This window comes from Lapillicoccus sp., assembly GCF_036559105.1.
Lineage (GTDB): Bacteria > Actinomycetota > Actinomycetes > Actinomycetales > Dermatophilaceae > Lapillicoccus.
On sequence record NZ_DATBTV010000148.1, the window covers coordinates 1 to 14,583 of the forward strand.

Annotated in this window: 11 protein-coding genes and 1 pseudogene; 4 read left to right on the forward strand and 8 right to left on the reverse strand. The window is 70.8% G+C overall.

The window, feature by feature from the left end; all coding sequences use genetic code 11:
* The 4 genes and pseudogenes from VIG79_RS17680 to VIG79_RS17695 form a co-directional block, all read left to right on the forward strand.
* Nucleotides 1-889: pyruvate, phosphate dikinase/phosphoenolpyruvate synthase regulator (locus VIG79_RS17680; RefSeq protein WP_331888019.1), on the forward strand; the 889-nt coding region annotated here is incomplete at its 5' end.
* The gene (gene ppsA, locus VIG79_RS17685; protein WP_331888021.1) at nucleotides 886-3,285 is read left to right on the forward strand and encodes a phosphoenolpyruvate synthase; all 2,400 of its coding nucleotides are present in this window, start codon (nucleotides 886-888) and stop codon (nucleotides 3,283-3,285) included. The genes VIG79_RS17680 and ppsA, both read left to right, overlap by 4 nt.
* A 56-nt stretch (nucleotides 3,286-3,341) precedes the next feature.
* Nucleotides 3,342-4,558, forward strand: a pseudogene (locus VIG79_RS17690) (low temperature requirement protein A).
* A 67-nt stretch (nucleotides 4,559-4,625) separates the two neighbouring features.
* Entirely contained in the window at nucleotides 4,626-5,372 is a 747-nt protein-coding gene (locus VIG79_RS17695; protein ID WP_331888023.1) for a GntR family transcriptional regulator, read from the forward strand.
* On the opposite strand, the gene VIG79_RS17700 is transcribed toward VIG79_RS17695, so the two are convergent.
* The 8 genes from VIG79_RS17700 to VIG79_RS17735 all read right to left on the reverse strand — a co-directional run.
* Nucleotides 5,339-6,346 (reverse strand): Gfo/Idh/MocA family oxidoreductase, encoded by a 1,008-nt coding sequence (locus tag VIG79_RS17700; protein WP_331888025.1) that lies wholly within the window; start codon nucleotides 6,344-6,346, stop codon nucleotides 5,339-5,341. The two genes, VIG79_RS17695 and VIG79_RS17700, sit on opposite strands and share 34 nt — an antisense overlap.
* 55 nt (nucleotides 6,347-6,401) lie before the next feature.
* Nucleotides 6,402-7,898 (reverse strand): CoA-acylating methylmalonate-semialdehyde dehydrogenase, encoded by a 1,497-nt coding sequence (locus VIG79_RS17705; protein WP_331888027.1) that lies wholly within the window; start codon nucleotides 7,896-7,898, stop codon nucleotides 6,402-6,404.
* Between the two features lie 22 nt (nucleotides 7,899-7,920).
* Entirely contained in the window at nucleotides 7,921-8,937 is a 1,017-nt protein-coding gene (locus VIG79_RS17710; RefSeq protein ID WP_331888029.1) for a Gfo/Idh/MocA family oxidoreductase, read from the reverse strand.
* Complete coding sequence (gene iolD / locus VIG79_RS17715) at nucleotides 8,934-10,871, reverse strand: 3D-(3,5/4)-trihydroxycyclohexane-1,2-dione acylhydrolase (decyclizing) (protein WP_331888031.1); 1,938 nt, start codon at nucleotides 10,869-10,871, stop codon at nucleotides 8,934-8,936. Before iolD ends, VIG79_RS17710 begins: the two co-directional genes overlap by 4 nt.
* Nucleotides 10,868-11,791: a 5-deoxy-glucuronate isomerase gene (gene iolB / locus VIG79_RS17720; RefSeq protein WP_331888033.1), complete on the reverse strand. Its 924-nt coding sequence runs from the start codon at nucleotides 11,789-11,791 to the stop codon at nucleotides 10,868-10,870. The genes iolD and iolB overlap by 4 nt, the downstream gene beginning before the upstream one ends.
* Nucleotides 11,788-12,690, reverse strand: a complete 903-nt coding sequence (locus VIG79_RS17725) for a Cgl0159 family (beta/alpha)8-fold protein (protein WP_331888035.1) — start codon at nucleotides 12,688-12,690, stop codon at nucleotides 11,788-11,790. The genes iolB and VIG79_RS17725 overlap by 4 nt, the downstream gene beginning before the upstream one ends.
* Nucleotides 12,687-13,682 carry a 5-dehydro-2-deoxygluconokinase gene (gene iolC / locus VIG79_RS17730; RefSeq protein ID WP_331888037.1) on the reverse strand — a complete coding sequence of 332 codons (996 nt, stop codon included), beginning with the start codon at nucleotides 13,680-13,682 and terminating at the stop codon, nucleotides 12,687-12,689. Before iolC ends, VIG79_RS17725 begins: the two co-directional genes overlap by 4 nt.
* Nucleotides 13,679-14,583, reverse strand: a 905-nt coding sequence (locus tag VIG79_RS17735) for a Gfo/Idh/MocA family protein (RefSeq protein WP_331888039.1), incomplete at its 5' end; no start/stop codon positions are given. The genes VIG79_RS17735 and iolC, both read right to left, overlap by 4 nt.

Below are 14,583 nucleotides of genomic sequence, written 5' to 3' on the forward strand. Positions count from 1 at the left end.
GACCTCCGCCGACCCGGTCGCCGCCGACGTCGCGCCCGGCCCGTCGGCGACGCCGGTCTTCTTCCTCTCGGACAGCACCGGCATCAGCGCGGAGACGATGGGGAACGCGCTGCTCATCCAGTTCCCGCAGCTGCGGTTCGATCGCCGGCTGATCCCGTTCATCACCACGCCGGAGGAGGCCCGCCGGGTCGTCGAGGTGCTCGACCGGGCCGCGGAGGGCCCGATCACGCCGATCGCCTTCACCACGGCCGCGACCGACGAGATCCGCGAGGTCCTGCACACGACGACGTGTCCGATGATCGACTTCTTCGAGCTGCACATCTCGCGGGTCGAGGAGGTGTTCGGGGTACCGGCTGCCCGGGTCGCGGCGCAGCTGCACGGGGTCGGCGACGTCCAGCGCTACAACGCGCGGATGGCGGCCATCGAGTACTCGATCGAGCACGACGACGGCCAGAGCCTGCGGGCGATGGACAAGGCGGAGGTCGTCCTCATCGCGCCGTCGCGGTGCGGGAAGACGCCGACCACGATGTACCTGGCGCTGCAGCACGGCCTGTTCGTCGCGAACTACCCGCTGGTCGAGGAGGACCTGGAGACCACCGACCTGCCGAGACCCATCAAACACCTGCGCGACCGGGTGATCGGGCTGGTGGCGACGCCGGGGCGGTTGTCCGAGGTGCGTCAGCAGCGTCGCCCGAACTCGAGGTACGCGTCGCTCGAGCAGTGCACCTACGAGCTGCGTCGGGCCGAGGCGATGTATGCGGCCAACCGGCTTCCGGTGATCAACTCAACGACGAAGTCGGTCGAGGAGATGTCCACCCTCATCGTCCAGACCCTGCAGTCGGCCAACCGCGCCGGCTCAGCGGAGAGTCGCAAAGGAGCGAGCTTGTGAGCGCGAACGTCAAGTGGTTCTCGTCGTTGGGGATGGCCGACCTGGACGAGGTCGGGGGGAAGAACTCGTCGCTGGGGGAGATGATCGGCAACCTGGCGTCGGCCGGCGTACGCGTACCGGACGGGTTCGCGACGACGGCCGCGGCATTCCGGGACTTCGTGTCGCAGGAGGGGCTGGCGGCCCGGATCACCGGGTTGATGGAGGGCCTGGACACCGACGACACGGACGCGCTGGCGCGCGTCGGGAAGCAGGTGCGGACGGCGATCGTCGAGCAGCCCCTGCAGCCCGCGTTGGAGCAGGAGGTCCGCGACGCCTACGCGAAGCTGGCCGGTGAGGCCGGCAACGGCGACGAGGACGCGGCGTCGTTCGCGGTGCGGTCGTCGGCGACGGCCGAGGACCTGCCGGACGCGTCGTTCGCGGGGCAGCAGGAGACCTTCCTCAACATCCGGGGGATCGAGCCGGTGCTGACGGCGATCCGCGAGGTGTTCGCCTCGCTCTACAACGACCGGGCGATCGCCTACCGGGTGCACCACGGGTTCGAGCACGCCGACGTGGCACTGTCGGCCGGGGTCCAGCGGATGGTGCGTTCGGACGTCGGGGCGTCCGGCGTGATGTTCACGATGGACACCGAGTCGGGGTTCACCGACGCGGTCTTCGTGACGGCGTCCTACGGGCTGGGCGAGGCCGTGGTGCAGGGGGCGGTCAACCCGGACGAGTGGTACGTGTGGAAGCCGGGTCTGGCGGCCGGGACCCCGGCCGTGCTGAAGCGCGGCGTGGGCGGCAAGGCCACCAAGATGGTGTTCACCGACGACCCGAACGTCGGGAGGACGACGGAGTTCGTCGACGTGGACGCCGCGGAGCAGGTGCGGTTCTCGCTGACCGACGAGGAGGTCGAGGAGCTGGCCCGGCTGGCGGTCTCGATCGAGAAGCACTACGGCCGGCCGATGGACATCGAGTGGGGCAAGGACGGGATCGACGGGAAGCTGTACATCCTGCAGGCCCGCCCGGAGACGGTGCAGTCCCGCCGCAGCGGGGCCAGCCTGCAGCGGTACAAGGTGAAGGGCGGCAGCTCGGCGGAGGTCCTGGTCGAGGGGCGCGCGATCGGGCAGAAGGCCGGCGCCGGTGCGGTGCGGATCCTCACGTCCGCCGACCAGATGCGCGACTTCCACGAGGGCGAGGTGCTGGTCGCCGACATGACGGACCCGGACTGGGAGCCGATCATGAAGCGGGCCAGCGCGATCGTCACCAACCGCGGCGGCCGGACCTGTCACGCGGCGATCATCGCCCGCGAGCTCGGCATCCCCGCCGTGGTCGGCACCGGGTCGGCGACCCGGGACCTGGCCGAGGGCCGGGAGGTGACCGTCTCGTGCGCGGAGGGTGACACCGGCTTCGTCTACGAGGGGCTGCTCGACATCCAGGTCGAGCAGACCGACCTCGGCGCCATGCCGGACATCGACGTGGGCATCATGATGAACGTCGGCACCCCGGACCAGGCGTTCGCGTTCTCGATGCTGCCCAACGAGGGGGTCGGGCTGGCCCGGCTGGAGTTCATCATCAACCGGCAGATCGGCATCCACCCCAAGGCGCTCCTCGACCACGCCGCCGGGACCCTCTCCGGTGACGACCCGGGTCTGGCCCGGAAGATCGACGAGGCCGTCGCCGCATACCCCGGCCCCCGGGAGTTCTTCGTGCAGCGGGTCGCCGAAGGCGTCGGTACTATCGCGGCCGCGTTCCACCCCAAGCCGGTCATCGTGCGGATGTCGGACTTCAAGTCCAACGAGTATGCGAACCTCGTCGGCGGCCCGAACTACGAGCCGCACGAGGAGAACCCGATGATCGGGTACCGCGGCGCCTCCCGCTACCTGTCACCGGACTTCGCCGACTGCTTCGCCATGGAGGCCGAGGCGCTGAAGTACGTCCGCGACACCATGGGCCTCACCAACGTCAAGGTGATGATCCCGTTCGTGCGCACGCTGACGGAGGCGCGCGGCGTCGTCGAGCTCCTCGCCGAGCACGGCCTCAGCCGCGGTGAGAACGACCTGCAGGTCATCATGATGTGCGAGCTGCCGTCCAACGCCGTGATCGCCGACCAGTTCCTTGAGTACTTCGACGGGTTCTCCATCGGCTCCAACGACATGACCCAGCTGACCCTCGGTCTCGACCGCGACTCGGCGCTGGTCGCTGCCGGGTTCGACGAGCGCGACCCCGCCGTGCAGCACATGCTCGAGCTCGCCATCACGGCGTGCAAGAAGGCGGGCAAGTACGTCGGCATCTGCGGTCAAGGTCCCTCCGACCACCCCGACCTCGCCGTGTGGCTCCTCGACCAGCACATCGACACCATGAGCCTCAACCCCGACACCGTCGTCGACACCTGGATGGCCCTCAGCAAGCGGTAGCGTCCGACCGCGCCGCCCCGGGCACGGTGTGGCACCGTTTGCCCGGTGGCCAACACATGAGTAACGACCCCGGGGCCATCCCCCTGGTCCGACCGCCGACCCTGCGGCACGACAAGACCCGGGGGGCGACGAGGCTGGAGCTGTTCTTCGACCTGGCCTACGTGCTCGCCGTGGCGGCGCTGGCCACCAACCTCGTCGTCGACGTCGACTGGGGGGCGGTCGGTGAGTTCGCCTTCCTGCTCGTGTTGATCTGGCTCTCGTGGGTCCAGTTCACCCTGTACAACAACCGGTTCGACACCGACGACATTGTGCTGCGGCTGGCGAAGTTCGGGGCCATGGCCGCAGTCCTGGGCTGCGCCGCCAGCGTCTACGAGGCGACCGCCTCACTCTCGGCCGTGTTCGCCACCAGCTACCTCGTCGGCCGGCTCGTGCTCCTGCTGCTCTACGCCCGGGCATGGCGCCACGTCGAGGAGGCGAGATCGACCATCGGGGTCTATCTCGTGGGCTCGTCGGCGGTCATCGCCCTCTGGGCGCTCTCCCTGGTCACCCCGCCCCTGTTCGCCTCGTCCTCTGGGGGGTCGGGGCGGTGGTCGACATCGTGACGCCGATCGTCGCGACCCACCGGTCGGCGGCTGCGCCGCTGCACCTCGAACACCTTCCGGAGCGGTTCGGGCTGCTGGTCATCCTCGTCCTCGGCGAGGTCGCCGCCGCAGTGGTGGCCGGGCTCCACGACACGAACTGGGACGTGACGTCCTCCCTCGTCGCGGGGACGGCGTTCCTCGTGGGGGTGGCCGCCTGGTGGGCCTACTTCGACGTCAGCGAGGAGGTCAGCGCGAACGCCCTCCGTGACGCCCAGGAGGACGCCGAGCAGGAGGAGGCCGACTCCGGGGCGGACGACGACGAGGTCGCGAAGGTCGACCAGCGACACGACCTCTTCGTCTACGGGCACCTGCCCGTGACCGCAGGGCTCCTGGCGGCCGGGGTGGGGTTGGAGGAGCTCATCATTCATCCCCACGACGTCCTCCCGTCCGCGGGCAGCTGGCTGGTCGTCGGCGGGCTGGCGACCTTCCTGGCCGGAACGGCGCTCGTGCTCGGCGGCACCGAGCGGCGGGTCGGACGCGCGGTGCGCTGGCCGGGCGTGGCCGTGCCGGTGATGCTGGGCCTGGGATTCGTCGGGCCTCGGGATCCGCTGCTGTTCGGGCTGGCGACCGCGGTCCTGCTCGCGATCGTCGTCGCCGTCGGGACGGTGCTGTCGCGCCGCCAGGAGGTCTGAGCGGCGCTCGTCAGAATGTTGTCCTGACATTCTCACTTCTCCGGGGGTTTGTCGTTATCGTCAGGTCATGGCCGCCCTCGCGATCCCCGTCGACCTGCGGATCGACCGCAGCTCGCCCGTCCCGCTGTACCACCAGCTCGCGGAACAGCTCAGCGCGGCGGTGATGGACGGTCGGCTCGAGCCGGGGGACCCGTTCGAGAACGAGATGGCCATGTGCGAGCGGCTCGGCCTGTCGCGGCCGACCGTGCGACGGGCCATCCAGGAGATGGTCGACCAGGGACTCCTGGTCCGGCGTCGCGGCGTCGGGACCACCGTGGCGAACCGGAAGGTGCACCGCCGGTTCGAGCTCTCCAGCCTCTACGACGATCTCAAGCGGGCGGGTCGGTCACCGCATACGGTCGTCATCGACCTCGAGGTGGTCAAGGACGCTCGGGCGGCCGGCGCCCTCGACCTCGACGAGGGGTCCGAGCTGCTGTCGATCACCCGGCTGCGGCTCGTCGAGGACCAGCCACTGGCCCTGATGCGCAACTGGCTCCCGCCGGCCTACCTCGACATCGGACGACACGAGCTGGAGGGGAACGGCCTCTACGACGCGCTCCGCACTCGCGGCGCGAAGCCGGTCGTCGCCCGCCAGAGCATCGGCGCACGGATGCCGACGCCGGTCGAGCGCAGACACCTCGCCCTTCGGGGTGGCCAACCGGTCCTCACCATGACGCGGATGGCGTTCGACGTCGCCGGCAAGGCGGTCGAGTTCGGCGACCACAGCTACCGCGCCGAGGACTACGCGCTCGAGATGGTGGTCGACGAGCGCTGAGCCGCGGCGCGAATCGCGTCCATCGTCTCCAGGGTGGTGATGGTGTCCGCCGGGGTCCGGAGCGGCGTGACGGTCTCCCCGGCGGCGATCCGGCGGGCCACCTCGGCCGCCTGCCAGAACAGGGCCGCGTGGTCGACGCCCTCCTCGTGCCACCGCAACGCCTTGCCGCCGTGCCCGAGAAGGGTGAACCCGCCCGGCCGGTAGAAGTAGCGGTCCAGGAGCAGCGTCGCCTGGGAGCCGACGACCGACGCGGTCGTCGGCAGGTCGCCGAGGACGCTCGCGGTGAGGGATGCCACGGCGCCGGTATGCGTGCGCAGGACGGCCGCGACCTGGCCGTCGACCCCGCTGGGGCTGAGGGTCTTCGGTGCGACGCTCGAAACGGCGGCAACCTCGAAGGGACTGCCCAGCAGCCATGTGGCCAGTGAAGCGGGGTAGGTCATGAGGTCGTTCATCGGACCGCCGGCGAGGTCGGCCCGCATGATCCGGTGGTCCGCGGCGAAGTACTCACCGATGTCGGCCACGACCGAGTGCGGCGTGCCGAGGACCCCGTCCTCGACCAGTCGGCGAATGACATCGAGCTTGGGGAGGAAGAATGTCCAGAGTGCCTCCATGAGGAAGAGCCCGCGCTCGGCGGCGAGACCGGCCAGGTCTCGCGCCTCGGCCGCGCTGACGCCCATCGGCTTCTCGACGACGACGTGCCGCCCGGCCTCCATGGCGAGCCGAGCGTGCGGGTGGTGGTGGTTGTGCGGGGTGGCGACGTAGACGACGTCAAGCGAGTCGTCCGCGACCAGGTCCTGGTACGACCCGTAGGCGCGTGGTGCTCCAACCGTCTCGGCGAACGTCGTTGCGCTGGAGAGCGATCGCGAGCCCACCGCATACACCTGCTGGCGGGTGGACGCCCGTAGCGCCGCCGCGAAACGTCCTGCGATCCAGCCGGTACCGAGGACGCCCCACCGCAGTGGTGGGGCGTCCATCGGGTCCGGCGTCCGCGCCCGCGGGAGCGCGGACGGGAACGGCGTCATATGAGCGTCAGGTGTTCTGCGGGAAACCGAGGTTGAGGCCGCCGTGGCTCGGGTCCAGCCAGCGCGACGTGACGACCTTGCCACGGGTGAAGAAGTGCACGCCCTCGATGCCGTGCGCGTGGGTGTCGCCGAACAGCGAGCTCTTCCAGCCGCCGAACGAGAAGTACGACACCGGCACCGGGATCGGCACGTTGACGCCGACCATCCCGACCTCGACCTCGTGCTGGAACCGGCGAGCCGCCCCGCCGTCGTTGGTGAAGATCGCCGTGCCGTTGCCGTAGGGATTGTCGTTGATGAGGCGCAGGCCCTCCTCGTAGGAATGCACCCGCACCACGGAGAGGACCGGGCCGAAGATCTCGTCGCGGTAGATCGACATCTCCGGGGTGACCTGGTCGAACAGCGTCGGCGCGAGGAAGAACCCGTCGTCGCCGCCGTCGAAGTCGGCGTCGCGGCCGTCGACAACGAGGGTCGCACCCTCCTCGACACCGGCGGCGACGTAGCCGGTCACCTTGTCGCGGTGGGGTCCGGTGACGAGGGGGCCCATATCGCAGCCGCGGGTGCCGTCACCGGTGCGCAGCTTGCCCATCCGGTCGACGATGCGGCTGACCAGGTCGTCGGCGACCGGCTCGACGGCGACCAGCGCCGAGATGGCCATGCAGCGCTCGCCGGCGGAGCCGAACCCGGCGTTGACGGCGGCGTCGGCGGCCAGGTCGAGGTCGGCGTCGGGCAGGACGAGCATGTGGTTCTTCGCGCCGCCCAGGGCCTGGACGCGCTTGCCGTGCGCCGTGCCGGTCTCGTAGACGTACTTCGCGATCGGTGTGGAGCCCACGAACGACACCGACTTGATGTCGGGGTGGGTGAGCAGCGCGTCCACGGCTTCCTTGTCGCCGTTGACGACGTTCATGACGCCGTCGGGCAGGCCGGCCTCCTTCCAGAGCCGGGCGACGGCCAGCGCGGCCGATGGGTCCTTCTCGCTCGGCTTGAGGACGACGGCGTTGCCGCAGGCGATCGCGATGGGGATGAACCACATCGGCACCATTGCCGGGAAGTTGAAGGGGGAGATGACGGCGACGACGCCGAGCGGCTGACGCAGGGAGTAGACGTCGACGCCGGTGGAGGCGTTCTCCGAGTAGCCACCCTTGAGCAGGTGCGGGATGCCGCAGGCGAACTCGGCCACCTCGAGGCCACGCATCACCTCGCCGAGCGCGTCGTCGAGGACCTTGCCGTGCTCGGCGGTGATGAGCGCCGCGACCTCCTTCTTGTTCCGATCCAACAGCTCGCGGAACGCGAAGAGCACCTTGGAGCGGCGGGCCAGCGAGGTGTCGGCCCACTCCGGCCACGCCTTGGCCGCCGACGCGACGACCTCGCCGACGAGGTCGGCGGAGGCGAGGTCGAGGGCGCCGGTGACCTCGCCGGTGGCCGGGTTGAACACCTGGCTGGTGCGGTCGGTCGCGCCGGACCAGTCGGCGCCGTCGACGTAGTGGGTGATGCGACTGGGGCTCATGACGGTTCCTTCGGTTGCGGGGTCAGACGGCGAAAGTGGGTCGGGGCGCGAGCTCGACGGTCACGGGGCGGCCGGTGGTGAGCGACTCGACGCCAGCGGTGCAGACGACGGCCGCGGCGTAGCCGTCCCAGGTGGTAGGTCCGACGACCTCGCCACGGCGGGTCGCGTCGACCCAGGCCTGGACCTCCAGGTCGTAGGCGGTCGCGAACCGCTCGCGGAAGTCCTCGGGGATGTGGGTGCCGGCGCGGTTGACCTGCCGCACGAGCGGACCCACGCCGAGGCCGATGGTGGCGTTGCCGTGCTCGGCGACTGCCTCGCACCGGACCTCATAGCCGATGCCGGTGTTGACGAACACCTCGTTGGTCGCGATCCCGCCACCGGCCATGGTCAAGATCGCGATCTGGGGGTCGAGGACGCCCTCGTCGGCCACGCTCGTAGGCGTCGGAGCCAGCACATGGATCTGGGTGATCTCCTCGCCGAACAGCCACCGGGTGACGTCGACCTCGTGGACCAGTGAGTCGCGGACGATCATCTCCGACACGAACCCGGGCAGCGTGTCCTTGTTGCGGTGGGTGTTGTGCACCATCAGGGTCCGGCCGAGCGAACCCGAGTCGAGCAGCCGCTTGAGCTCGGCGTACTCGGGGTCGAACCGCCTCATGAAGCCCACCTGGACGAGTGGCCGGCCGCCCTTGGCCTCCATCTCGACGAGCCGCAGCGACGACGCGCTGTCCATCGTCAGCGGCTTCTCGCAGAGGACCGGTTTGCCGGCCTCGAGGCAGGCGATGACCTGCTCCTCGTGGGCGAAACCTGGTGACGCGACGACCACCGCCTCGACCTCGTCGTCGGTGACGAGCGCGAGGCCGTCGTCGACGGCGCGCACTCCGTCGAAGGAGGCGGCCAGCTCTCGGGCCCGTTCGGTTGCGGGGTCGGATACCGCGACCAGTCGGGCACCGTTGATGCGTGTGGCAACCCGTTCGGCATGGTCGGCACCCATCCGGCCGACGCCGAGGATCCCGACCCGGAGCAGGTTCGACGTCACGCCGGGCTCCCGTCCGTCGGCCCGATCAGCGGCCGTTGGGCTCGCTTGTGCTCGAGGTAGTCGGAGTAGGCGTGCTGCGTCGAGTCGATCGTGGAGACCTCGCTGACCGGCACGTCCCACCAGGCGCCGTTGTCGGGCGCGACGACGAACGGGTCGGTCTCGACGTGGATGACCACCGGGCCACCGTCGACCGGAGCCGCCTTGGCGTCCTTGATCGCCTGTTCGAGCTCGGACGCGGAGTGCACCTCGATGACGTGCGCCCCGAGGCTCCGGGCGTTGGCCGCCAGGTCGATCCGCAGCAGGTCGCCGTCGAGGCGGCCGTCGTCGGTGCGGGCGCGGTAGCGCGTGCCGAACCGCTGTGACCCCAGGGACTCCGAGAGCGAGCCGATCGAGTGGAACCCGTAGTTCTGGACCAGGACGACGATGACCTTGACCCGCTCCTGCACCGCGGTGACCAGCTCGGTCGGCATCATGAGGTAGCCGCCGTCGCCGACCATGGCGAACACGTCGCGACTCTCGTCGGCCAGCCGGATCCCGATCGACGCGGGGATCTCGTAGCCCATGCAGGAGTAGCCGTACTCCACGTGGTAAGCCTTGCGGTCGCGGACCCGCCACAGCTTGTGCAGGTCGCCGGGCATCGAGCCGGCCGCGCAGAGGACGACGTCACGCGGGTCGGTGAGCTCGTTGACCGCGCCGAGGACCTGACCCTGGGTGAGCAGCCCGTCGGCCAGTGCGTCGGTGACCTCCACCGCCGGGTGGTATGCGGCCTCGACCGCGGCGTCCCAGGCTCGCCAGAGCGTCTGCTGGCGCTCGCGGTAGGCGTCGTCGACCGTGTAGCCGTCGAGGGCCTCGGTCAGTGCGGCGAGGACGGCGCGGGCGTCGCCGACGACCTCGAGCCCGGCGTGCTTGGCCGCGTCGAACCGGGCGACGTTGACGTTGACGAACCGAACACCACTGTCCTGGAAAACGGTTCGGGATGCGGTGGTGAAGTCGCTCCAACGGGTGCCGACGCCGATGACCACGTCGGCCTCGGCGGCGACCGCGTTGGCCGCCGTCGTCCCGGTCGAGCCGACGGCACCGAGCTCCTGGGGGTGCCCGTGGGGCAGCGAGCCCTTACCCGCCTGCGTCTCGCCGACGGGGATGCCGGTCCGCTCGCAGAACGCCAGCAGCGCGTCCTCGGCCTGTGCGTAGTGGACGCCACCACCGGCCACGACCATCGGGCGCTTCGCGGAGCGGATGACCTTCGCCGCGGTGGCGATGTCGGCCGGGTCGGCCTGTGCCCGGCTGACCCGCCACGTCCGCTGAGCGAAGAGCTCGACCGGCCAGTCGAACGCCTCGGCCTGCACGTCCTGTGGCAGCGCAAGCGTGACGGCGCCGGTCTCGGCGGGGTCCGTCAGCACTCTCATCGCGTTGAGCAGGGCCGACGGCAGCTGCTCGGGCCGGTTCACCCGGTCGAAGTACCTCGACAGCGGGCGGAACGCGTCGTTGACGGTGAGGTCACCGGCGTACGGCGGCTCGAGCTCCTGGAGCACCGGGCCGGACACACGCGTGGCGAAGGTGCCGGACGGCAGCAGCAGCACGGGGATCCGGTTGATGGTGGCCAGGGCCGCGCCGGTGAGCATGTTGGTCGAACCCGGGCCGACCGAGGCGGTGCAGGCCCAGGTCTGGAGGCGGTCCTTCTGTCGGGCGTAGCCGACGGCGGTGTGCACCATGGCCTGCTCGTTGCGGGCCAGGACGTAGGGGAGGCGGTCGTCGCCGGTCGCCGACAGCTCTTTCTGCAGCAGCGCCTGACCGATGCCGGCGACGTTGCCGTGGCCGAAGATGCCGAAGCACCCGGCGAACAGCTTCTGCCGTTCACCGTCGCGCTCGGTCCACTGGGCGGCGAGGAACCGGACCACAGCCTGGCCGACGGTGAGCCGGACGGTGGACGTCATCGGGCACTTCCTAGGGGTAGTCGGGGGTCGACGGCCTGCGACGTCCAGGTGTCCCGGACCCAGCCGTGCGCGGGATCGTCGCAGATCAGCCAGGCGCGCTCGGGTCCCGGGCCCGCCATGACGTTGAGGTAGTAGAGGTCGTACCCGGGCACCGCCATCGCCGGCCCGTGCCAGCCGTGCGGCACGAGGACGACGTCGCCGGTGCGGACCTCGGCGAGCACGTCGATCTCCCGGTCCGCGGTGCCGTAGACCCGCAGGTAGGCCATCGGGTCGGCGCCCTCCGGAGCGTCGGCGGACGCCTGGACCTCGTGGTAGTAGATCTCCTCCAGCTGCGACTCGACGCCGTCGCGTCGGGTGTCGTGCTTGTGCGGCGGGTAGGAGCTCCAGTTGCCCGCCGGGGTGATGACCTCACAGGCGATGAGCGCCTCCGCGTCGAGGACGCCGGGCACCCCGAAGTTGCGGACCTCGCGGGAGGCCTGCCCGGCGCCGCGCAGCTCGACGGGGACGTCGGCGGCGGCCAGGTGCTGGAACCCGGGCACCGGGCCGATCGGCTGGTCGGGGACCACTGCGACAGCGAGCGCCACGCGGCAGGGCTCGGTCGTCTCAGCCGACTGCAGGACGAGGTCGCTGTCCCGGGGCACGAAGGCCACGTCGGCCGGACCGGCGAACACCGAGGAGCGGCCGACGAGCCGGACCTCGGACGTCGCTCCGGACGAGTCCGTGCACCGGACGTCGACCGAACCGGAGAGCGGGACCACCATCAGCTCCCGCGCGCCGGTCGAGAGCCCGCGCTGCTCCCCGGGGAGGAGCGCGCCCGCATACAGGCCGGTGTACTGCCAGCCGTCGACGGTCTCGTCGACGACGACCGCCCAGTCCTCGCGCTCCGCACTGCCGAGCGGCAGCACCCAGCGGCTGCTCATCGGGTGGCTCCGTGCACGAGCTCGGCGGCGATGTCGACGGCTGCGGCGACGTCGCCGTCCGGCGGGTAGAGCAGGGCCCGTCCGACGACCAGGCCGCGGACGGCCGGGAGGTCGAGCGAGGCGCCCCACGACGCATACGTGTCGTGCGGGTCGCCCTGAGGGTCGCCGCCGAGCAAGAGGGTGGGGAGGGTGGTCGCGTCCATGACCCGCTCCAGCTCGTCGACGACCGGCAGCTTCAGCCAGGTGTGCGCGGTCGACCCGCCCAGTGCGGAGGCCACCGAGATGGACTTGATCGTCGACTCGGGGTCGAGCAGGTTGACCACCCGTCCCTCGTGGTGGAGCGTGAGGAACGGCTCGATCATCGCCATCAGACCGAGACCGGCGAGCTCGGTGACCGCCTCCGCGGTCGCCTGGAGCGTCGCGACGGTGCCGGGGTCGTCGAGGCAGATGCGGGTGAGCATCTTGCCGCCCTCGAGGCCGTGCGCGGCGACGTCGACGGCACGGTAGGCGGTGAACCGGTCGTCCAGCTCGAACGACGCACCCTGCAGCCCGCCCCGGTTCATCGACCCGACGACGACCTTGTCGTCCAGAGCACCCATGAGCAGCAGGTCGTCGAGGATGTCGGGCGTGCCGAGGACCCCGTCGACCCCGGGCCGGGCGAGCGCGGTGGCGAGCCGCTCGAGCAGGTCGGTCCGGCTGGCCATCGCCATGGGGTCGCTGCGGACACCGAGCGCGTTGCGCGCCGGATGGTCGGCCGCCACGACGAGCAGCCGGCCGTCGTCGCCGGCGATCGGCCGACGGTGCCGGGCCGCCCAGGAGTCGGGGATACGGTGCGGCTCGCGGACCCGGACCTCGGTGAGGTCGCGGACCGAGACCGACGGCCGGGTCTCGACGGTCATCGCGGCTCTCCCGCCGCGATGACGGGCGTGATGGCGCGGGAGTCGAGGGCCTCCTGGACCTGCGCCTCGTCCGGCATCGCCGTCGAGCACTCGAGCCGGGAGGCGACGATGGCGCCGGCGACGTTGGCGAACTCCAGCGTGCGGCGCAGGTCCCAGCCACCGAGCAGCCCGTGGACGAGGGCGCCGCCGAAAGCGTCTCCGGCGCCCAGCCCGTTGACCACCTCGACGGGGAAGGTCGGCACCTCGACCCGTTCGCCGCGCGTCGCGGCGAGCACGCCCTTGGGACCCTGCTTGACGATCGCCAGCTCCAGCCCCCGGTCGAGCAGGGCGTCGGCGGCGCGGTTCGGGTCGGTCTCGCCGACGGCCACCTCGCACTCCTCGCGGTTGCCGACGGCGATGGTGACGTGCTCGAGGGCCTTCTCCACCTGGGCGCGGCCGTCGGCGACGTCGGGCCAGAACATCGGCCGCCAGTCGAGGTCGAGGACGGTATGCGTACGTCGACCCCTCGCCTCCCACGCCGCGAAGTGCGACGCGCGACTCGGCTCCTGGGACAGGCCGGTCACCGTCGACCAGTAGATCCTGGCGTCCTGGATCGCCTGCAAAGGAAGGGTTTCCGGCTCGATGAGCAGGTCGGGCGCGATGGGGTACCGATAGAAGTAGAGCGGGAAGCTGTCCGGAGGGAAGATCTCACAGAACGTCACCGGAGTGGGCGGACCGTCGACCGGCTCGACGAAGACGTCGTCGACGCCGAGGACCCGCAGCTGACGCTTGACGTAGGTGCCGAACGGGTCGCGGCCGGTGCGGGTCACGATCGCGGTCCGCCGGCCGTATTGGGCCGCCGCCACGGCGACGTTGGTCGCGCTGCCGCCGAGGAACTTCTCGAAGGTCCGCACGTCCTCCAGTCCGACGCCGTGGTCGAGGGGGTAGATGTCGACCCCGGTCCGCCCGATCGTGATGAGGTCGAACCGGCCCGAGGCGGCGGTGACGCTCATACTGAGGGGATCTCGTCGAGACGGACGACCCGGCCTTCGTGGCGCGACAGCTCACAGGCCTCCGCGATCCGGAACGCCTGCATCGCGTCGAGGACCGTGCAGGGCGACGGCCGCTGGCCCCGGGCCACGTCGGCGAACGCGGTCAGCTCGGCTCGGTATGCCGGAAGGAACCGTTCCATGAACGACCAGTGGCGCGGGCCGGCCGTCAGGTCGCCGCTCTCCTCGGCCGACGTGACGGCCAGGGACTGGTCGTAGCCGACGCCGATGGTGCCGTCGCTGCCGAAGACCTCCATCCGGACATCGTGCCCGCCGCCGTTGTAGCGGGTCGCGGTGACCGTGACGAGCGTGCCGTCGTCGAGGGTGAGGATGCCCGCGGCCGTGTCGACGTCACCGGCCTCGGAGAAGAACGCGGCGCCCTTGTTGGCGCCGGACGCGAACACCGACACCACCTCGTTGCCGGTGACGAACCGGACGATGTCGAAGTCGTGGATCGAGCAGTCCCGGAACAGGCCGCCACTGGTCGGGATGTACGCCGCGTGCGGTGGCGCCTGGTCGTGGGTGCCGGCCCGGACGGTGTGGACGAACCCGAGCTCGCCGTCGGCCACCGCCTGGCGGGCCCGCTGGTAGCCGCGGTCGAACCGGCGTTGGAACCCCACGTGCACCGGGACGTCGGAACCCTCGACCAGCTTGGCCAGTCCGAGGGTCTCGTCGAGAGTCGAGGCCACCGGCTTCTCGCAGAACGTGGGCACCCCGGCCTCGACGCCCAGACGGAGCAGTGGGGCGTGGCCCGGGGTGGCGGTGGCGATGACGAAGGCGTCCACGCCGGAGTCGAGCAGAGCCTGGGGCGTCTCGGCGAAGCCGACCCCGAGCCGGTCCGCCACGCTGTGGGCCGCCTCGGGGA